Origin of the sequence: Lysobacter helvus (assembly GCF_018406645.1) — a bacterium.
Lineage (GTDB): Bacteria > Pseudomonadota > Gammaproteobacteria > Xanthomonadales > Xanthomonadaceae > Noviluteimonas > Noviluteimonas caseinilytica.
In genome coordinates this window covers 546730-565526 of record NZ_AP024546.1, presented here as the reverse complement: position 1 = coordinate 565526, position 18797 = coordinate 546730, and the positions used below count along the sequence as shown (strand labels likewise).

Sequence of the window (18797 nt, the reverse complement as noted above, 5' to 3'; positions counted from 1 at the left end):
TGCGTCCCACGTCGACGCTTGCCTCCACCATGCTCACCCTCGTCATCGGCAACAAGAATCTCTCCTCCTGGTCGCTGCGCCCCTGGCTGCTGCTGCGGCACTTCGGCATTCCGTTCCAGGAAGTGGGCGTGCTGCTGGATACGCCGGAGTTCCTGGCGCAGATCGCGCCGTGGACGCCGAATGGCCGCGTGCCGGCACTGCGCGACGGCGACCTGATGGTGTGGGACTCGCTCGCGATCTGCGAATACATCAACGAACGCTACCTCGACGGCCGCGGCTGGCCGGCGGACATCGCGGTGCGCGCGCACGCCCGCGCAGCGGTGGCGGAGATGCATTCGGGCTTCGCCGCGCTGCGCAAGCAGTGCCCGATGAACATGCGGCGCACGCCGGACGATTACTGCTGGGACGCGGCGGCCGACGCCGACATCGCCCGCGTCCAGCAACTCTGGCGCGACCTGCGCGCGTGGCACGGGCAGGGCGGCGATTTCCTGTGCGGCGAATTCGGTATCGTCGATGCGATGTTCGCGCCGGTGGTGTCGCGCTTCCTGTCCTACGGCGTGCCGATGGACGACACCGCGCAAGCCTTCGCGAATGCAATCCAGGCACTTCCGGCGTGGCAAGCCTGGCGCGCGGATGCGGACGCCGAAGTCGAAGCCCTGGAAAACCCGGACCACGCGCGTGCCTGAAGCCGCGCGCGTCCACCACGACGCACGGGGCGCGCTCGCCACGATGCTGCTCGGCGCGGTGCTGATCAGCACCTCGGCGGTGTTCGTGAAGTGGGTGCACGTCGGGCCGACGGTGTCGGCGTTCTGGCGCATGGCGCTGGCGGCGGGGATGTTGCTGCCGTTCGCGCTGCGCGCGCGCTGGACCGGGATGTCGTCGCGCGTGGCGCTGCTGGTCGGCGTGGCGGCGGTGTTCTTCGCGCTCGACCTGTGGATGTGGCACCGGAGCATCCTGTACGTCGGCGTGGGCATGGCCACGCTGCTTGGCAACTTCCAGGTATTCGTGCTCGCGGCCTACGGCGCGCTCGTGTTGCGCGAACGCGGCGGCTGGCGGTTGTGGGTCGGGTTGCTGCTCGCGATCGCGGGGCTGGCGCTGATGCTGGTGCCGGGGTGGGGCGGGTTCGATGCGCGCTTCCGCGTGGGCATCGGGTTCGGGCTGGGCACCGCGGCCGCGTATGCGGGGTTCCTGTTGTGTTTCCGGCGCGCGCAGGCCTTGCGCGGCGAAGCGGGGAACGAAGCGCTGCTGTGGTGGATGTGCGTGGGCACGTCGCTGCTCTTGTTGCCGATGGCGCTCGTGGGCGGCGAAGGCTTGTCGCCGCACGGCGCGACCGATTGGGCGTCGCTGCTGGCGTACGCGTTCATCGCGCAGGTGTGCGGCTGGCTGGTGATCGGGCGCGCGATGCCGCGCTTGTCCGCCGGGGCGCTCGGGTTGTGCCTGTTGCTGCAGCCGTTGCTGGCCTACGTGTGGGACGCGACGTTGTTCGGCACGCGGCTCGATGCGGCGGGCATGGTGGGATTGGCGTTGTCGCTGGCGGGCATCTTCCTGGGGCTGACGCGCGGGGCGCGCCGAGAAGCCTGAATCACGCTGCGCATATCACTCGCGCACGATCGAACACACGTACACCAGTTCGCACGCGCCGTTGCCGCTGTCTTCGCGCGACAACGAACTGCTCCAGTGCCAGCCGTCCGGCGCCTGCGCCTGCACGAGCCATCCGTCGATGCGCACGCGATCGCCTTCGCGCACGCGCTTGAGTTGCGCCGCGGCGGCCGCGTCGGCGGGGATCATGTGCATGTTGGCGCTGGAGCGGATGATCTCGGCCGGCGCGATGGGCGGGTTGTCGCGCCAGCGATAGTGGTACCAGCGGCCCGATTGCGAGATGTCGAGCTTGTCGAGCACGGCGTCGTCGCGCATGCGGCCCCAGCCCAACGCGAGGTCGGTGGGCGAGAGGTCGGCTTCGCGGCCCATCGAATAGTCCTCGCGCGACAACACGCGCGCATCGAGGCTGAAACCGGCCAGCGGATGCAGCGTGGCGGGCTGCAGGCGGATCTCGTCGAATCCGGCGGGCACCGGCGATTGCAGAGGCGCTTCGCCGGCGATCACGTGCGGCGGTTGCGGGCATTGCACGCTGGCGCCATCGATGGGCGCGGGCGCCTCGGAGGGTCGCGAGAACCACCACGCGCCGAACACCGCGAGCACGCCGATGAGCAGCAACGTGCGCAGGCTCATGCGCGCTTGCCCGTCTTCTTCGCCTTCGCGGCGGGCGCGGGGAGCTTGTTGAAGTCCGCCGTCGGCGTGAACAGTTCTTCCGGCAACGCGCGGAACACGCTCGCGAGTTTCTGCAGGAATTCCGCCATCGCCGAACTGCGCCGCCACACCATCGCGATCTGCCGGCTCGGATGCGAATCACGGAAGCCGAGCAGATGGATGTCGTTGGAGCGCGCGACCGGTGGCTTCACCGCGAGCGTCGGCAGCAGCGTGATGCCGACGTCGGCCGCCACCATCTGCCGCAGCGTTTCCAGGCTCGTTGCCTGGAAGTCGCGCATTTCGCCGGCGCCCGCGAGCTGGCACACGTCGAGCGCCTGGTCGCGCAGGCAGTGGCCGTCTTCCAGCAGCAGCAGGCGCTGGTCGGCCAGGTCCTTGATCGACAGCGAATCGCGCTTCGCGAAGGGATGCGATTCGGGTACGGCAAGCAGGAAGGGTTCTTCGAACAGGAATTCGGCGTGCAGCTGGTCGTCGTGGATCGGCAGCGCGAGCAGGCCGGCGTCGAGCCTGCCTTCGCGCAGGCGCGACAGGATGACGTCGCTCTTTTCCTCGACCAGCAGCAACTCGAGCTTCGGGAAACGCGCGCGGATGCCGGGCACGACATGCGGCAACAGGTACGGGCCGAGCGTGGGGAACAGGCCCAGGCGCACGGTGCCGGCTTCGGGATCCTGCGAACGCCGCGCGGCTTCGCGCATCTGTTCCACCTCGCCGACGATGCGGCGCGCGCGTTCGGCGATGTCGCGGCCGGCGGGGGTGAGCATCACCTTGCGCGGGGCCCGTTCGACCAGCGCGACGCCCAACTCTTCCTCGAGCTTGCGGATCTGCGTGGACAGGGTGGGCTGGCTGACGAAGCTGGCCGCGGCGGCGCGGCCGAAATGCTTGTGGTCGGCGAGGGCGACGAAGTAGCGGAGGTCGCGGAGGTTCATGGCCGGCGATAGCCTACTCCTATGGGCTGGATCAAAACAATCGACTTGCTGCATCCCCGCGCGAGGACCAGACTTCCTCCTCATCGCCGGGCAACGACCCCGGCGCGACCCTTCCCGATCCCCCCTGCAAGGAGCTCCTCGATGCTGACCGTCGGCGACAAGTTTCCCCAGTTCAACCTCAAGGCCACCGTCTCGAACGACCTGAACAACGCGTTCGTCGACATCACCAACGAGACCTACAAGGGCAAGTGGCTCGTGGTGTTCTTCTATCCGAAGGACTTCACCTTCGTCTGCCCGACCGAGATCACCGGCTTCGCCAAGCTCGACCAGGCCTTCAAGGACCGCGACGCGCAGCTGCTGACCGGCTCGACCGACAGCGAGTTCGTGCACCACGCCTGGCGCACGCACCACAAGGACCTCAACAGCCTGCCGTTCCCGATGCTGGCCGACATCAAGCGCGAGCTCACCTCGGCGCTGGGCATCCTCGGCAGCGACGGCGTGGCGCAGCGCGCGACGTTCATCGTCGATCCGAACGGCGAGATCCAGTTCGTGTACGTGACCGCCGGTTCCGTCGGCCGCAACCCGGAGGAAGTGCTGCGCGTCCTCGATGCGCTGCAGACCGACGAGCTGTGCCCGTGCAACTGGCACAAGGGCGAGCAGACGTTGAAGGTCGCCTAAGCCACCCACACGTTCCATTTCGTTCCGCGCCTGCGACTCGCCGTCCCCCTCCGCGAGATCCGCTCCCTCCCCTCAGCGCGGAGCCCTCGTGGCCGGGTCTTTCCCGGCCACGATTTTTTCAGGGGCCCGAATCCCAAGGAGTTTCGAATGAACCTGCAGGACTTGCGCAATGCGCTGCCCGACTACGCGAAGGACCTCAAGCTCAACCTCGACTCGGTGCTGAGCGAGACCGGCGCCGCGGGCCTGGATGCGAAGCAGATCCGCGTGATCGCGCTGGCCTGCGCGATCGCCGCGCGCCACGCCCCGCTGGTGGCCGGCATCGAAGGCTTCGCCGCCGAACAGCTGTCGCCGGAAGAAATGAACGGTGCGCGCGCCGCGGCCGCGATCATGGCGATGAACAACATCTATTACCGCGCCACGCACCTGATCCACAACGACGAATACGGCACGATGCGCGCCGGCCTGCGCATGAACGTGATGAGCAGCCCGGGCGTCGACAAGATGACGTTCGAACTGGCGTCGCTCGCGGTGTCGGCCATCAATGGCTGCGGCGCGTGCATGGATTCGCACGAGCGCACGCTGCGCCAGCACGACGTGAGCGCGCAGGGCGTGCAGAGCGCACTGAAGATCGCCGCCGTGGTGCATGCGGTGGCGGTGACGCTGGAGCAATCCGCGGCCTGAGCGCCTTCGAATCGTTGCGCGCTTGATGAAAGCCCGCCGCCGTCTTTCGGACGCGGCGGGTTTTTTATATCGGAGGTTTCCTTTCCACCCTGCGAATGCTCGGCGCAAATGTGCGCAATTCGCAGCTATTTGCACGTGAGGCGCGTCGTTAACGTCCCCGGTCACCGCTAACGCTTTTTTAAGCACGCGGATTTCATTTCCCAGACCGGAGTCAGCACGAATGAGCAGGACCTTGTTGCGCGACGCGATTCGTCGCGCGTTGTTTGCGGGCGCCATCGCGGCGGTGGCGTTGCCGTTGCAGGCCCAGGACGTCGCCGATGCGGCCGGCGATGCAGGCGCGGCGCCAGCGCCCACCACCCTTGATCGCATCACCGTGACCGGCTCGCGCATTTCGCGCGCGGTGGACGTGGAAACCGTGCAGCCCGTGACCGTGCTGACGCGCCAGGACATGGAACGCAGCGGCGTGCAGTCCGTCGCCGACGTGCTGCAGAACCTCGTGGTGATGGGTTCGCCGGCGATCAGCCGCGCGGATGCGTTGTCGTCGGGCGAAGCGGTCGGCGGCTCGTACGTCGACATCCGCAACCTCGGCGCCGCGCGCACGCTGGTCCTGGTCAACGGGCAGCGCCTGGGCGTGACCACCGGCGGCCTCGCGGACGTGAGCCAGATCCCGACGTCGGCGGTGGAGCGGATCGAGGTGCTGAAGGATGGCGGTTCGGCGAACTACGGCTCCGATGCGATCGCCGGCGTCGTCAACATCATCACGCGCCGCAACGTCGAGGGCGCGGAAGCCAACGTGTACTTCGGCCAGTTCGACGAAGGCGATGGCAAGAAACAGACGTACGACGCAACGTTCGGCCTCACGAGCGACCTCGGGTGGCTGACGGCGTCGATGCAGTACGCGAAGGAAGATCCGGTGTGGGCGAAGGACCGGGAGTACAGCGCCAGCGGCAACGGGCCGTTGCATCCGTTGGATGGGCGCAGCTCGATCACGGAGAAGGGCGTGCTGTTCGTTCCGCGAACCACCACAGACGGCAAGGTCGTCTATGACCGCTACACGTTGAAGGATGGCGGCAATCCTGCGGACTTCGCGGATTTCAGGCCGTACGTCGGCGCGACCGATAGTTCCAATCCCAATGCGCAGATGACACTGCAAACAGGTCAGGAACGTCGTGCGCTGTACCTGGATGCAGGACGTAAGTTGACCGATTCCCTCACGCTCCACGTTGATGCGCTGTACAACCAGCGTGACACGATGCAGCAGATCGCAGGCTATCCGTTCCGTTCCGGAGGCCCAGTCGCAGACCCGTCCCCGAACGATCCCCTGTGGCGCGACTGGGATCCGCGCCTTGCCCCAGACAGCGCGTTCAATCCCTTGCCCGGCCAGAAGACCGAGTACTTCCGCCGTACGTGGGAAGTGCCGCGCGTGACGATGAACAAGGCAACCACCTATCGCATCGGTGCGAAACTTTCGCAACCGTTCGATCTCGGCGGTCTGCCGTGGGACTGGGAGGCCGGTGCCTTCCAGAGCCAGTTCCGAACGGTGAAGGACGGGACGGGCAACCTGTTCTTGCCGGCCGCGCAGAAGGCCGCGGGAGCGTCGTGGTTCAACGTAGCTACCAACCGTTACGAGTGCGGTTCCGCGGCCAAGCCGATCGCCTATGGTTCCGACTTCGGCAACGGTCAGTGCATTCCATGGAATCCGCTCGCGCCGTACGGCAGCGATGCCGCCGGATCGCTGTCTGATCCTGAACTGCAGAAGTTCTTGTTTCCCATCGGTCACGACGTTGGCGAGACCGAAACGAATTCGATTTTCGCGAACGTTTCCGGCGTACTCGCTGAACTTGATGCGGGTGAACTTGGTTTCGCGGCTGGCTACGAGCATCGCCAGGAGAAGGGCTTCTTCTCGCCCGATGCGCTGCGCCAGTCGCGTTTGTCGACGGACCTGGGTTCGGGCAACAGCGGCGGTCAGTATCATCTCGACGAGCTCTACGCCGAAGTGAACATCCCGTTGCTCCGCGACAAGCCGTTCGCCAATGCGCTCGCGTTGAATCTTGCGTCGCGCTATTCGAACTACAGCACCTTTGGCTCGACCACGCGAAGTAAGGCGAGCGTTGAGTGGCGCCCGATCGCGGACCTGCTGGTGCGCGGTACTTGGGGCCAAGGCTTTCGCGCGCCAACGATCGATGACCTCTACGGGCCGCAGAATCAATCGTTCGAGGACTACACCGATCCTTGCGACACGTCGTTCGGTCCCGCAAGTACCTCGCCTGCCTGCACGGCCGTCGTCCCGCCGGGATTCCGTCAGGAAATGTCCGGTGGCGTTCCAGCGGACGGTCCGAACTCGCAGTCCAACGTGCCGTTCCTTTCCGGCTCCAACCCGAACCTTCAGCCGGAACTGTCGCGCAACATGACCGTGGGCTTCGTCTACAGCCCCCAGCAGGTCGATGGCCTGAGCATCGGCCTGGATTGGTGGAAGGTGCGCGTGGATGACGCGATTGTCACCGACGCGCCGAACGAAATCCTCGACGATTGCTACGTGCGTGGGATCGCAGAGCGCTGCAGCAAGTTCACGCGCAATCCGACGACCGGTGCGATATCCACGCTCGACTTCGCGCTCGTCAACCTGGGCTACGTGGAAACCGCCGGCTACGACCTGCTGGCCACGTATCACCTGCCGGAGCAGCGCTGGGGCCGTCTGGGTTTCACCTGGGATACGACGTACGTCGACTACTACGAGCAGAAGTCCACGAACAGCGCATCCGTGCCGGTGCAGTACGCGGGCACGGCGGGCACGTTCCGCATGCGTTCCAACCTCTCGGCGGACTGGAGCATGGGCAACTACGGCGTGCGCTGGGGCCTGCGCCACTACTCGTCGATCACCGAAGCGTGCACCTACACGGCCGAGTGCAGCGATCCACTGTTCCAGGCCCCGTACACCAACGGCAAGGTCACCCCGCGCAACAAAGTCGGCTCCAACACCTTCAATGACGTGCAGTTCCGTTACGCCACCCCGTGGTCGTCCACCGTCTCGCTGGGCGTGAACAACGTCTTCGAGAAGGTCGGCCCGATGCTGTACTCCAAGCCGAACAGCAGCTTCCCGTATTACGGCGGCTTCGACATCGGCCGCTTCGTCTACGTGCAGTACCAGCAGAAGTTCTGATCCGACGTGCGTGGTTTCGCCGAGGGCGCCCCAGTCGCGGGCGCCCTCGGTGTTTACGTTTGACACCCCACCCGCCAGGTCAGCAAAATGCGCTCCGTACGGAAGATCGCCGTACAGGAGACATCCCATGAAGCCGACCCCCAACGACGCCAAGGCAGGTCGATTCGACCTGCGGCTCAATCCCATGGAAAAGCAAAGAATCCAGTCCGCCGCAGCGCTCAAGGGACAGCAGGTTTCCGTGTTCATCCGGGAAATCATGCTTCGCGAGGCGGACGCCATCCTCGCCGCGCACGCCGCGTCGCAACTCGATGCCGAACAGACCAGGCGGTTCATGGCCGCGCTGGATGCGCCCTTCGCGCCGAACGAAAAGCTCGCGCGCGCACTGGCGCGCACGGGGCGATGAGGCGTGCCGACGCTCGGTCTGCTTGATCCGGAGCGTCACGACCTCGCCGCCTTTGCGAGCGGCGAACCATCGCTCGATCGTTACCTGCAGCACTACGCCTGGACGAACCACTGCAACGGCATCGCCACCACGCACGTGTTGGCGCAGCGTCGAGCGGTGCTTGGGTATTTTTCGCTGTCGGCCGCGCATCTCCAGTTGGCCGACCTCCAACCCGCGGATCGCGCACTGTTGCCCCGCTATCCCGTGCCAGCCGTCCGCATGGGTCGCCTGGCGATCGCACGCGAACACCAGCGCAAAGGCCTGGGCGAACTGCTCCTCGGTTTCGCGGTGCACCGTAGCCTGGAGATGCGAACGACCCTGGGCGTGCGCGTGATGCTCGTGGATGCGCTGGAACCGGCCGTCGATTTCTATCTGGCCTACGGGTTCCGTCGGACGAGCGCGGCGGCATCGACGCTTTACCTGCCGCTGGGGGCGGAGGACCCCTAGCGGAAATCGGCGACGGCGCGCAGCAACTAGGACTTTCGTCATGCGTCCTTCGGGCAAGCCCCCCGTAAGCTCGGCCGTTTCGCCCACGGAGCTTCCCCGATGACCTTGCTGCGCCGCAGTCTCCTCGCCACGGCCCTGGTGGCCGCCATCGGTCTGGCCCACGCCGCCGACAACACCGATGTCCCGAAGGGTCCGCTGCCGCGCACCGTCGTCCCGTCGCTGGTGCAGCTGGAACTCAAGCTCGATCCGAAGCAGGCCAACTTCACCGGCACCACCCGGATCCAGGCGAAGGTGTCCGAAGCCACCGACACGATCTGGATGCACGGGCAGGGCCTGAAGATCGCGAAGGCCGAGGCCGTGCTGAAGGGCGGCAAGCGCATCGCGCTGACGCCGAGCGAAGCCGATGTGTCGGGCGTGCTGAAGCTGGCCGCCGCCTCGAAGATCCCCGCGGGCGATGTCACGCTCGAGATCGCGTACGAAGCGCCGTTCGGCGAACTGCAGGGCGCGTACCGCGTGAAGCCCGATGGCAAGGACTACGTCATCACGCAGATGGAACCGCTGGGCGCGCGCCACACGTTCCCGTCGTTCGACGAACCCAGCTTCAAGCAGCCCTGGGACATCACGCTGATCGTTCCCGAAGGCGAAACCGCGGTCGCCAACACCGCCGAAGCAAAAACCGAAAAGCTCCCGGGCGGCTGGAAGAAGGTCACCTTCAACCGCACCGAGGCGTTGCCGAGCTACCTCGTCGCCTTCGCCGTGGGTCCGTGGGACCTGCAGCAGGGCCCGGACATCGGCCCGAACGGCGCGCGCACCACGCCCATCAAGCTGCGCGGCGTCGCGGCGCAGGGGCAGGGCCCGCGCATGAAGTACTCGCTGGAAAACACCCCGGTGATCGTCAAGGCGCTGGAGGATTATTTCGCCACGCCGTATCCGTTCGACAAGCTCGACAACGTCGCCGCGCCCGACTTCTGGGCCGGCGCGATGGAGAACGCGGGCCTCATCGTGTACCGCGATCGCCTGATGTTCCCCGATGAGAATTCGTCGGTGGGCGAGCGCCAGGGCTTCTGGGGCACGAGCTCGCACGAGCTGGCGCACCAGTGGTTCGGCGACCTGGTCACGATGCGCTGGTGGGACGACCTGTGGTTGAACGAAGCGTTCGCCACGTGGATGGGCAACAAGATCCACGGCCAGCTGCGTCCGGAAGCGCACACCGACCGCGGCCTGCTGGAAGGCGCGATCGGCGCGATGGGCGCCGACAGCCTGGCCAGCACGCGTCGCGTGCACGAGCCGATCAAGGACTTCACCGACATCCAGTCGGCGTTCGACGGCATCACCTACCAGAAGGGCGGCGCGGTGCTCGGCATGTTCGAGCGCTATGTCGGCGAAGACCAGTTCCGCACCGGCATCCGCAACTACATCAAGGCGCACGCGCGCGGCAACGCGACGAGTTCGGACCTGATCGCCTCGGTCGCGGCGCAGAGCAACGATGCCGCCGCCGTCGACGCGGCGTTCAAGAGCTTCATCGACCAGCCGGGCGTGCCGTTCGTGACGATCGACGTCGAATGCGGCGCGGGCAAGCCGACGCTGGTGGTCAACCAGCAGCGTTACCTGCCGCTGGGTTCCACCGCGAATGCGTCGCAGACGTGGGGCATCCCGCTGAGCGTGCGCTATTCCGACAACGGCACGATCCGCGAGCAGAAGGGCATCGTCACCGGCGCGTCGTCGCGCTTCGAACTCACGCAGGCGCAATCGTGCCCGGCGTGGGTGATGCCGAACGCGCACGGTGCGGGCTACTACCGCTTCGCGCTGGCGCCGAAGTTCCAGCAGTCGCTGTCGGGGGCGTTCGCGCAGTTGGATGATCGCGAGCAGCGCGTGTACGCCGATTCGGTCACGTCCGCGTACGGCGCGGGCAAGCTCAAGCCGTCCGAATTGCTGGCCACGCTGCCGCAGTTCGCCAACGCGCCGGTGCGCCAGACCGTCACCGCGGGCCTGGGCCAGGTCGGCTGGATGGACGAATTCCTGCTGAAGAACGACGCCGAGCGCGCCGCGTTCCGCAAGCAGGTCGCGTCGATCTACCGTCCGCGCCTGGAACAGCTCGGGCTCACGCCGAAGCAGGGCGAAGCCGACGACGATCGCCTGCTGCGCACCACGCTGGTGAACTTCTTCGCCGGCACGCTGCACGACACCGCGGTCCGCGCCGAACTCGCCAAGCAGGGCCGCATGGTCCTGGGCCTGGGCGGCGACGGTGCGCTGCACGCCGATGCCGTGTCGCGCGACCTGCGCGGCGTGGCGCTGGCCGTGGCCGTCGAAGACGGCGGCGCGGATGCCTTCAACGCCGCCGACAAGCACTTCCGTGCCAGCCAGGATGCGGTGATCCGCGCCCAGCTGCTCGGTGCGATGGGCAGCGCGCAGGACCCGAAGCTGGTGGAGAAGGCGCGCGCGATGGTGTTCGAGCAAGGCCTCCTGCGCCGCAACGAGATCTTCCCGGTGGTCGGCGGCCAGACCGAACACCCCGCCACGCGTCCTGCCCTGCGCCAGTGGGTGGACACGCACTTCACCGAGCTCGAGGCGCGCCTGGCGCCGGCGGGCGCGGCGCTGGTCAACCTGTACTCGGCCGGGATGTGCAGCGACCAGGACGCGGCCGACCTGGAGCAGCGTTTCGGCGCGCGCATGAAGACGATCGAAGGCGGCCCGCTGGAACTGAAGCAGACCGCCGAAGCCGTCCGCCTGTGCGCGGCGCAGAAGCAGGCCCGCACCGGCATGGCGCTGTTTGCGAAGAAGTGAATGGGCGTAGGATGACGGCATGACGCCTCCCCCCGACGCGCGCATCGAAGCAGTCCTTCGCGATGCGCGCGCTCGGGTGGAGCGCGCCCACGAGCAACCGGCGGATGCGGAGTGGTTGCTCGCGCACGTGCTGGGCAAGTCGCGCAGTTACCTCTACGCGCACATGGACGACGTGCTCGACGCCGACGTCGCCGCACGTTTCGAAGCCGCGCTCGCGCGGCGCATCGCGGGCGAACCGCTCGCGTACATCACGGGCCGCAAGGGATTCTGGCGGTTCGAATTGCACGTCACGCCCGACACGCTGGTGCCGCGGCCGGAAACCGAACTCCTCGTCGAACTCGCGCTCGCGCACTTGCCGCGCGATCGCGATGTCGCGATCGCCGACCTCGGCACGGGCAGCGGTGCGATCGCGCTGGCCCTCGCGTACGAACGCCCGCGTGCGCACATCGTCGCCGTGGACGCGAGCGTCGCCGCACTCGATGTCGCCCGCGCCAACGCACGCGAACTGCGCCTGCCGCAGGTGGAATTCCGCGTCGGCGACTGGTGCGAGGCGCTGGGCGGCGAACAGTTCGACCTGATCGCCAGCAACCCGCCCTACATCGCGCTGGGCGACCTGCACCTGGAAGCCCTGCGTTACGAACCCGAATCCGCGCTCGCCTCCGGCCGCGACGGCCTGGATGCGATCCGCGCCATCCTCGCCGGTGCGCGCGCCTGCCTGCGGCCGGGCGGGATCCTGTTGCTCGAACACGGCCAGGACCAGGGCGGCGCGGTGCGTGCGTTGTTCGCCACGGCCGGATTCCACGGGGTCGAAACCTCGCAGGACATCGAGCAGCGCGACCGCGTCACCTCGGGCCGCCTGCCCGGCGACGACGCGGCGCTGGGCTAGACTGCGCGTCCCCCCGACGCAGGCGACGGCCATGCGCGAATCCCCCCGCGATCCTGTCCTCCGCACGCTCTACCCGGAGCTGCCGGCCTACGACACCGGCATGCTGAAGGTCGATGGCCGCCACACCCTGTACTACGAACAGTGCGGCAACCCGCAGGGCAAGCCGGTGGTGATGTTGCACGGCGGGCCGGGCGGCGGGTGCAGCGACAAGATGCGGCGCTTCCACGATCCGGCGAAGTACCGGATCGTGCTGTTCGACCAGCGCGGCGCGGGCCGTTCGACGCCGCACGCGGACCTGGTGGACAACACCACGTGGCACCTGGTGTCCGACATCGAAGCACTGCGCACGAAATTGTCCATCGATCGCTGGCAGGTGTTCGGCGGATCGTGGGGTTCGACGCTCGCGTTGGCGTACGCGCAGAAGCATCCCGAACGCGTGACGGAACTCGTGCTGCGCGGCATCTTCATGCTGCGGCGCTGGGAACTGGAATGGTTCTACCAGGAAGGCGCCTCGCGCCTGTTCCCCGACGTGTGGGAGCACTACCTCGAGGCGATCCCGCCGGTGGAACGCCACGACCTGATCAGTGCATACCACCGCCGATTGACGAGCGACGACGAAGCCGTGCGCCTGGCCGCGGCGCGCGCGTGGAGCGTGTGGGAAGGCGCGACGAGTTTCCTGCGCATGGACCCGGACTTCATCAGCGGGCACGAGGATGCCGCGTTCGCGCTGGCATTCGCGCGCATCGAGAACCACTACTTCGTCAACGGCGGGTTCTTCGAAGTGGAAGACCAGTTGCTGCGCGACGCGCATCGCATCGGCGACATCCCGGGCGTGATCGTGCACGGGCGCTACGACGTGGTGTGCCCGATGCGCAATGCGTGGGACCTCAAGCGCGCGTGGCCGAAGGGCGAGCTGGTGATCACGCCCACGTCGGGACATTCGGCGTTCGAGCCGGAGAACGTGGACGCGCTGGTGCGCGCGACGGATTCGTTCGCTTAAAGCGACGTGCCGTCGGGGTTGCGTTCGAGCATCCACAAGCCGGCCCACAGCTTGAGGTCGAGCTCGTAGCCTTCGCGCTGCTTCTGCACCAGCCACGCCGGGGCGTCCTTGCGCGGCACCGCGTGCACCGTGATGTCTTCGCCTTCCACGCCGCCGCCCGGGCCGGTGCGCACCAGGCCTTCGGCGCGCACGAACGCGATGCGCTCGTTGCTCATGCCCGCCGACGTCGGGCCCGTCATCAGCACGTGCACGCGATCGGGACGCCAGCCGGTTTCTTCTTCCAGTTCGCGCGTGGCCGCGGCTTCGAGCGTGTCGTCTTCCGACTGGTCGCCGACGAGGCCCGCGGGCATCTCGATCGTCTTCGAGCCGAGCGGCACGCGGTATTGCTCGACGAACAGCACATCGTCGTCCGGCGTGCACGCGACGATGATCACCGCCATGCCCTTGCCGTGCGTGCGTTCGCACGATTCCCAATGGCCGCGGCGGACCAGGCGGAGCCAGTCGCCTTCGAAGAGGACTTCGTGATCGTCGTGCGCGTGGGGTTTGCTCATGCGCCGATGCTAGCCCGCGACCGTGGCCGTCGTCTGCACGCCGCTGGCCTCCTGCAGCCGGCGGCGCGTCAGCGGACCGAAGCGCAGGTTGTCGCACAGCGACACCAGCGCCGTCGCGTCGGCGGCACCGCGCGTGAAATCGCGCTGGTCCATCGGCGCATCGAGGGCGATCGTCGTGAGCTGGCGCCACAGCAGCGCCTGGTCCTTGTTGGCGCGCAATTTCGTGGCCACCGTGGCGGCGCCGCGGAAGCGCAGGAACTGCACTTCGTCCACGCGCGCGAGCAACGCATCGAGCGAACCGAAATGCGCGAGCAGGATCGCGGCGGTCTTGCTGCCGACGCCGGGCACGCCCGGGATGTTGTCGACCGCATCGCCGGTGAGCGCGAGGTAATCGGCGATCTGGTGCGCTTCGACGCCGTGGCGCGCTTTCACGCCGCCCATGGTCCAGCGCTGGCCGCGCGCGTAGTCCCATTGTTCGTCCAGGCCCGCGAGCAGCTGCGACAGGTCCTTGTCGGCGGACACGATCACGCCGCGATGGCCGGCGGCGCGCGCGTGGTGCAGCGCGGTGCCGATCAGGTCGTCCGCTTCGTAGTCCTGGTGCGCGAGCACGGCCAGGCCCAGCGCGCTGCACAAGGCCTTGCAGTGCGCGAACTGGCGGCGGAGTTCTTCCGGCGCGGCGTCGCGGTTGGCCTTGTACGCCGGATACAGCGTGTTGCGGAAGCACGAGTCGAGCGCTTCGTCGAAGGCGATGGCGATGTGCCTGGGGCGTTCGCGTTCGAGCAGTTCGAGCAGGAAGCGCGCGAAGCCGTGCACGGCGTTGGTCGGCCAGCCTTCGCCGTCGTGGAATTCATTCGGCATCGAATGCCACGCGCGGAAGACGTACAGGCTGGCGTCGACCAGGTAGAGCGGGGCGGCGACGGGCAGCGGTGCGTTCATGCGGGGGTCCAGTCGGTGAGCAATTCGCGCGGATCGGGGCGATCGCGTTCCGGTGCGTCGAGTTTCGGCGTGCCCACGTGCAGGAAGCCGGCGACGTGTTCGTGTTCGCCCAGGCCAAGCAGGGCGGTGATCTCCGGATCGTAGGCCGGCCAGCCCGTCAGCCACTGCGCGCCGAACCCCAGCGCCTGCGCGGCCTGCAGCAAGGCGAAACACACGCATGCGGCGCAACTGGCGCGTTCGCTTTCCGGGATCTTCTCGTCGGGCCCCAGCTTCGCCACGACCACGAACACCAGCGGCGCGTGGGAGAAGCGCTTGCGGTCCTTTTCGATCGCGCTTTCGCCGGCCTCGGGGTCGCGCACCTGGGTGCGTGCGACCAGCCGTTCGCCGAGCGCGTGGCGGGCGTCGCCCTGGAGGCGGATGAAGCGGAAGGGCACCCGCTTGCCGTGGTCGGGCACCCGCACGGCGGCCGCCAGCAGGCGCAGTTGCGTGGCCTCGTCCGGCGCAGGTTCGCCCAATTGCTTGGCCGGCACCGACCGTCGCGCGTTCAAGAAATGCAGTTCGTCGGACGGGGTGGGGTCAGAGCGGGACATGGTTCACAGATCGGAAGTTTGGAAGATTGACTGACATACAGCGGCACTATGCTGCCGTTCAGTGTCGTATTTGGTCACATGGCGTCGCGGGGAGTCACACATGTCAGGACATCCGGTGGGTCTGGGCCACGCTGATCGCGCGAATCCCGCGGGCGTGCTCGAAGAAATGAAGCGCCTGTCCGTCGAGCAGCTCGGCGGCGTGCCCGGGGCATTGTACGCACCCGTCGCCGACGCCCTCGAAGACTCCGCGCGCCGCTCCGGGATGGTGCAGCTGCGACGGGGCGACCAGATCGCGCTGCTCAACCTGCGCCAGCGCAACGCGGCCTTCGTCATGCGCTACCGGCAGCAGATCGCGCAGGGGTTCGACGACTTCCGCGCGCTGCCCGGTAACCTGCGCAGCCGCGGCACCAACCACCTGCCGCTGGGCCTGGTGGAAGAAGGCCAGCTTGATTACCACTACGCGGGCCAGAAGCTCGCCGAATCGATCGGCCAGCGCTACGCGCGCCAGATCGAAATGCTCGACGGCCGCCTGGAAGCCCTGTCCGCGGAACTCGGCACGGGCGCCGGTTCCAACCCGATCAGCGCCACGCGCCTGGCCGGTGCGTTCCTGGCCACCTTCCACGACGCGGAACTCCCCGAGACCCTGCGTCCGCTGCTGTTCCGCCAGTACGAACTCGAACTCTCGCGCGTGCTGGCCGATCTGTACGGCCGGATCAACACCCTGCTCGCCGCGGCCGGTTACGGCCTCAAGGCCGGCCCGGGCATGGCCGCGAAGGCGGTCGCCGACGACTCCACCCGGCCGCCGCCGCCGCCGGACGAGATCGCGGCGGATATCGATGCGATGGAACGTTTCGGAGAGTTGCGCACGATGTTGCATTCATGGAGAGAAGGCACCATTCCCGCCCGTCCCGTGCCGGCAGGCCGCGCGCCCGGTCCGCAGACCGCGCCGCGCCGCGACCTGCGCGCCGCGGAAGTCATCAGCGTCACCTCGCTCCTGCAGCGCGATGGCCCGGAACCCTATGCCCGCGCGCTGGCCGGCGCCGGCAGCCTGGCCGACGCCATCCGCGAACAACTGACCGAAGGCGCGCGCCGCCTGGGCCTTGATCCGGACCAGACGCAGCTCGCCGGCCCCGAGAACGATGCGATCGACCTCGTCGGCCTGCTGTTCGAATCGCTGTTCCAGACGCACGCCATGCTCGATCGCGCACGCCGCGTGTATGCGCGCCTGGTGTTGCCGTACGTCAAGGTCGCGCTGACCGACGAAGGCATGTTCCTGCGCCGCGACCATCCCGCGCGCCGCCTGTTCGACGTCATCACCGAAGCGTGCGAAGGCAACGACGGTTCCACGCCGCAGGATCGCGAACTGCTCGAACGCGCCGCCGGCATCGCGCAGCGCATCGTGGCCGACTACAACGAAGACCTCGAGATCTTCGCGCTGGCCAGCGACGAACTCGAAGCGTTGCTCGAACAACAGCGCAAGCGCGTCGACGTGCTGGAAAAGCGCGCCGCCGAAGCCGTGCACGGCAAGGAACGCCTGCTGCAGGCGCGCCTGCAGGCCGGCGCCGCGCTCAACCAGCGCCTGTCGAAGACGCCGCTCACGCAGGCCGTCGCCGATTTCCTCGTCGAGCACTGGCAGCACCACCTGCTGCAGACGTTGCTGCGCGACGGGCGCGAATCGCCGAAGCACGCCGACGTGCTCGCGCTCGCCGATGCCTTGATCCTCGTCGACGGCATGGCCGCGCAGGGGCGCGGTGCGGTGGTGGCCGATCGCCTGATCGCGCTGCAGCCTGCGATCACCGAATGCCTGGTCGCCTGCGGCCTGGACGAAAACAGCGCGCACGACTGGCTCGCCGGCCTGGTGCGCGCACTCGCGCAGCCCGACCTCCCCCGCGGCTTGCGCAAGCTCCCGCCGCAGGTCGTGGCGGACGAAGAAGACCAGGGTCCGCTGCGCGTCGTCGGCGGCCACGCCGGCCTCGACTTCGACCCGGCCATCGCCGATCGCATGAAGCACCTCTCCCCCGGCGAATGGCTGCGCCTGCTGGATGCGCAGGGCGAACACGTCGCCGCCAAGGTCGCGTGGATCAGCCCGCTCAGCGGTCGCTTCCTGCTGGTGAATCGCCGCGGCGTGCGCGTGCTGGTCGCATCGGCCGAGCAACTGGCCGCGCTGGTCGCCGAAGGCCGCCTCGTTGCCGGCACCGAACAGGCGCCGTTCGACGAAGCCATGCGTCAGATGCGCCTGCGCCTGGGTCGCGCCGTCGGCGCCTGATCGCCCGGGCCGGCGCCGCGCCGCGCTAGGATGCGCCACGGGCCCGCGGGCCCTGGCGCGATTCCCCCTGGCAAGGAGCAAGGCATGGCGGTTGCGATCGGCATCGCGCGGGAAACCGCACCAGGCGAGCGGCGCGTCGCGCTTACGCCCGAAACCTGCAAGAAATTCATCGCCGCCGGCGCCGACGTGCGCATCGAGCGCGATGCCGGCATGCGGGCCGGCTTCCCGGATTCCGCCTATGCCGATGCCGGCGCGCGCATCGTCGACGATGCGGACGCGGCCGTCGGCGACGCCGACATCGCCTTGTGCGTGCAACCCCCGTCGCCCGAACGCATCGCGCGGCTCAAATCCGGCGGCGTGCTCATCGGCATCCTGCAACCGCAGGCCGATGCGGCGCGTGGCGACGCGATCGTTGCGCGACAACTCGTTGCCTTCCCGCTCGAACGTTTGCCGCGCACCACGCGCGCGCAGGCGATGGACGTGTTGAGTTCGCAGGCCGGCATGGCGGGTTACAAGGCCGTGCTGATCGCCGCGCAACTCGCGCCGCGGTTCTTCCCGATGCTCACCACCGCCGCGGGCACGATCCGCCCGTCGCGCGTGTTGATCGTCGGTGCGGGCGTCGCGGGCCTGCAAGCCATCGCGACCGCCAAGCGCCTGGGCGCGCAGGTCGAGGGCTTCGACGTCCGCCCCGAAACGCGCGAACAGATCGAATCGCTCGGCGGCAAGTTCCTCGACCTCGGTGTCAGCGCGGCGGGCGAGGGCGGTTACGCGCGCCAGCTCACCGACGAGGAACGCGCGGAACAACAGCGCCGCCTCGCCGAACACCTCAAGCTCGTCGATGTCGTGGTGTGCACGGCTGCGGTGCCGGGCCGTCCCGCGCCGAAGATCGTCACCGCGGCGATGGTGGACGGCATGAAGCCGGGCAGCGTGATCGTGGACCTGGCCGCGGAAACCGGCGGCAACTGCGAACGCACGCAACCGGGCGAAACGATCGAAGCCGGCGGCGTCATTGTTGCCGGCCCCTTGAACCTCGCCAGCATGGGTGCGTTGCACGCGAGCGAGATGTACGCGCGCAACGTCTACAACTTCGCGTCGTTGCTGTTGAAGGACGGCGCGCTCGCGTTCGACTGGAACGACGAGCTGCTGGCGCGCTCGGTGTGGCCGGAGCGCGCGCCGGCCTGAGCG

The 18797-nt window shown here is 68.0% G+C and carries 17 protein-coding genes; 12 read left to right on the top strand and 5 right to left on the bottom strand.

Going from position 1 to position 18797, the window contains the following annotated elements; all coding sequences use genetic code 11:
- Nucleotides 1-29: 29 nt before the first annotated feature.
- Together LYSHEL_RS02905 and LYSHEL_RS02900 are read left to right on the top strand one after the other, a co-directional pair.
- Nucleotides 30-686 carry a glutathione S-transferase family protein gene (locus LYSHEL_RS02905; protein WP_213435529.1) on the top strand — a complete coding sequence of 219 codons (657 nt, stop codon included), beginning with the start codon at nucleotides 30-32 and terminating at the stop codon, nucleotides 684-686.
- Entirely contained in the window at nucleotides 679-1581 is a 903-nt protein-coding gene (locus LYSHEL_RS02900; RefSeq protein WP_213435528.1) for a DMT family transporter, read from the top strand. The genes LYSHEL_RS02905 and LYSHEL_RS02900 overlap by 8 nt, the downstream gene beginning before the upstream one ends.
- 15 nt (nucleotides 1582-1596) lie before the next feature.
- Here LYSHEL_RS02900 and LYSHEL_RS02895 read toward each other — a convergent pair whose 3' ends face one another.
- Nucleotides 1597-2229: a hypothetical protein gene (locus LYSHEL_RS02895; RefSeq protein ID WP_213435527.1), complete on the bottom strand. Its 633-nt coding sequence runs from the start codon at nucleotides 2227-2229 to the stop codon at nucleotides 1597-1599.
- Nucleotides 2226-3191 (bottom strand): LysR substrate-binding domain-containing protein, encoded by a 966-nt coding sequence (locus tag LYSHEL_RS02890; RefSeq protein ID WP_213435526.1) that lies wholly within the window; start codon nucleotides 3189-3191, stop codon nucleotides 2226-2228. Before LYSHEL_RS02890 ends, LYSHEL_RS02895 begins: the two co-directional genes overlap by 4 nt.
- Before the next feature lie 141 nt (nucleotides 3192-3332).
- Here LYSHEL_RS02890 and LYSHEL_RS02885 point away from each other — a divergent pair, with 141 nt between their 5' ends.
- The 8 genes from LYSHEL_RS02885 to pip all read left to right on the top strand — a co-directional run bounded on the left by LYSHEL_RS02885 (nucleotide 3333) and on the right by pip (nucleotide 13269).
- A complete protein-coding gene (locus LYSHEL_RS02885) occupies nucleotides 3333-3869 on the top strand; it encodes a peroxiredoxin (protein WP_213435525.1) in 537 nt (178 codons plus the stop codon).
- 147 nt (nucleotides 3870-4016) lie between these two features.
- Nucleotides 4017-4550, top strand: coding sequence for an alkylhydroperoxidase, AhpD family (gene ahpD, locus LYSHEL_RS02880; RefSeq protein WP_213435524.1), 534 nt, complete (start codon nucleotides 4017-4019; stop codon nucleotides 4548-4550).
- Nucleotides 4551-4770: 220 nt separating this feature from the next.
- Complete coding sequence (locus tag LYSHEL_RS02875) at nucleotides 4771-7710, top strand: TonB-dependent receptor plug domain-containing protein (RefSeq protein ID WP_213435523.1); 2940 nt, start codon at nucleotides 4771-4773, stop codon at nucleotides 7708-7710.
- 127 nt (nucleotides 7711-7837) lie between these two features.
- On the top strand, nucleotides 7838-8113 hold the full coding sequence (locus tag LYSHEL_RS02870; protein WP_213435522.1) for a type II toxin-antitoxin system TacA family antitoxin: 276 nt from the start codon (nucleotides 7838-7840) through the stop codon (nucleotides 8111-8113).
- Between the two features lie 3 nt (nucleotides 8114-8116).
- Nucleotides 8117-8599 (top strand): GNAT family N-acetyltransferase, encoded by a 483-nt coding sequence (locus LYSHEL_RS02865; protein WP_213435521.1) that lies wholly within the window; start codon nucleotides 8117-8119, stop codon nucleotides 8597-8599.
- Between the two features lie 99 nt (nucleotides 8600-8698).
- Nucleotides 8699-11383, top strand: coding sequence for a M1 family metallopeptidase (locus LYSHEL_RS02860; protein ID WP_213435520.1), 2685 nt, complete (start codon nucleotides 8699-8701; stop codon nucleotides 11381-11383).
- A gap of 19 nt (nucleotides 11384-11402) precedes the next feature.
- Nucleotides 11403-12269 carry a peptide chain release factor N(5)-glutamine methyltransferase gene (prmC, locus tag LYSHEL_RS02855; protein WP_213435519.1) on the top strand — a complete coding sequence of 289 codons (867 nt, stop codon included), beginning with the start codon at nucleotides 11403-11405 and terminating at the stop codon, nucleotides 12267-12269.
- Between the two features lie 31 nt (nucleotides 12270-12300).
- A complete protein-coding gene (pip, locus tag LYSHEL_RS02850; protein ID WP_213435518.1) occupies nucleotides 12301-13269 on the top strand; it encodes a prolyl aminopeptidase in 969 nt (322 codons plus the stop codon).
- Here the strand turns inward: pip and LYSHEL_RS02845 are convergent.
- From LYSHEL_RS02845 to LYSHEL_RS02835, 3 genes are read right to left on the bottom strand one after another with little or no spacing between them, the layout of a single operon-like run.
- Complete coding sequence (locus LYSHEL_RS02845; protein WP_213435517.1) at nucleotides 13266-13820, bottom strand: NUDIX hydrolase; 555 nt, start codon at nucleotides 13818-13820, stop codon at nucleotides 13266-13268. The two genes, pip and LYSHEL_RS02845, sit on opposite strands and share 4 nt — an antisense overlap.
- Before the next feature lie 9 nt (nucleotides 13821-13829).
- Complete coding sequence (locus tag LYSHEL_RS02840) at nucleotides 13830-14756, bottom strand: 5'-3' exonuclease (RefSeq protein ID WP_213435516.1); 927 nt, start codon at nucleotides 14754-14756, stop codon at nucleotides 13830-13832.
- Nucleotides 14753-15346, bottom strand: coding sequence for a nitroreductase family protein (locus tag LYSHEL_RS02835; RefSeq protein ID WP_213435515.1), 594 nt, complete (start codon nucleotides 15344-15346; stop codon nucleotides 14753-14755). Before LYSHEL_RS02835 ends, LYSHEL_RS02840 begins: the two co-directional genes overlap by 4 nt.
- A gap of 100 nt (nucleotides 15347-15446) precedes the next feature.
- Here LYSHEL_RS02835 and LYSHEL_RS02830 point away from each other — a divergent pair, with 100 nt between their 5' ends.
- Nucleotides 15447-17612, top strand: a complete 2166-nt coding sequence (locus LYSHEL_RS02830; protein ID WP_213435514.1) for a DUF1631 family protein — start codon at nucleotides 15447-15449, stop codon at nucleotides 17610-17612.
- An 84-nt stretch (nucleotides 17613-17696) separates the two neighbouring features.
- A complete protein-coding gene (locus LYSHEL_RS02825) occupies nucleotides 17697-18794 on the top strand; it encodes an NAD(P) transhydrogenase subunit alpha (protein WP_213435513.1) in 1098 nt (365 codons plus the stop codon).
- Nucleotides 18795-18797 lie beyond the last annotated feature (3 nt).

Coding starts and splice junctions, on each gene's coding strand:
- LYSHEL_RS02905 (WP_213435529.1), top strand. CDS start 30: ATGCTCACCCTCGTCATCGGCAACAAGAATCTCTCCTCCTGGTCGCTG.
- LYSHEL_RS02895 (WP_213435527.1), bottom strand. CDS start 2,229: ATGAGCCTGCGCACGTTGCTGCTCATCGGCGTGCTCGCGGTGTTCGGC.
- LYSHEL_RS02890 (WP_213435526.1), bottom strand. CDS start 3,191: ATGAACCTCCGCGACCTCCGCTACTTCGTCGCCCTCGCCGACCACAAG.
- LYSHEL_RS02885 (WP_213435525.1), top strand. CDS start 3,333: ATGCTGACCGTCGGCGACAAGTTTCCCCAGTTCAACCTCAAGGCCACC.
- ahpD (WP_213435524.1), top strand. CDS start 4,017: ATGAACCTGCAGGACTTGCGCAATGCGCTGCCCGACTACGCGAAGGAC.
- LYSHEL_RS02875 (WP_213435523.1), top strand. CDS start 4,771: ATGAGCAGGACCTTGTTGCGCGACGCGATTCGTCGCGCGTTGTTTGCG.
- LYSHEL_RS02870 (WP_213435522.1), top strand. CDS start 7,838: ATGAAGCCGACCCCCAACGACGCCAAGGCAGGTCGATTCGACCTGCGG.
- LYSHEL_RS02860 (WP_213435520.1), top strand. CDS start 8,699: ATGACCTTGCTGCGCCGCAGTCTCCTCGCCACGGCCCTGGTGGCCGCC.
- prmC (WP_213435519.1), top strand. CDS start 11,403: ATGACGCCTCCCCCCGACGCGCGCATCGAAGCAGTCCTTCGCGATGCG.
- pip (WP_213435518.1), top strand. CDS start 12,301: ATGCGCGAATCCCCCCGCGATCCTGTCCTCCGCACGCTCTACCCGGAG.
- LYSHEL_RS02845 (WP_213435517.1), bottom strand. CDS start 13,820: ATGAGCAAACCCCACGCGCACGACGATCACGAAGTCCTCTTCGAAGGC.
- LYSHEL_RS02840 (WP_213435516.1), bottom strand. CDS start 14,756: ATGAACGCACCGCTGCCCGTCGCCGCCCCGCTCTACCTGGTCGACGCC.
- LYSHEL_RS02835 (WP_213435515.1), bottom strand. CDS start 15,346: ATGTCCCGCTCTGACCCCACCCCGTCCGACGAACTGCATTTCTTGAAC.
- LYSHEL_RS02830 (WP_213435514.1), top strand. CDS start 15,447: ATGTCAGGACATCCGGTGGGTCTGGGCCACGCTGATCGCGCGAATCCC.
- LYSHEL_RS02825 (WP_213435513.1), top strand. CDS start 17,697: ATGGCGGTTGCGATCGGCATCGCGCGGGAAACCGCACCAGGCGAGCGG.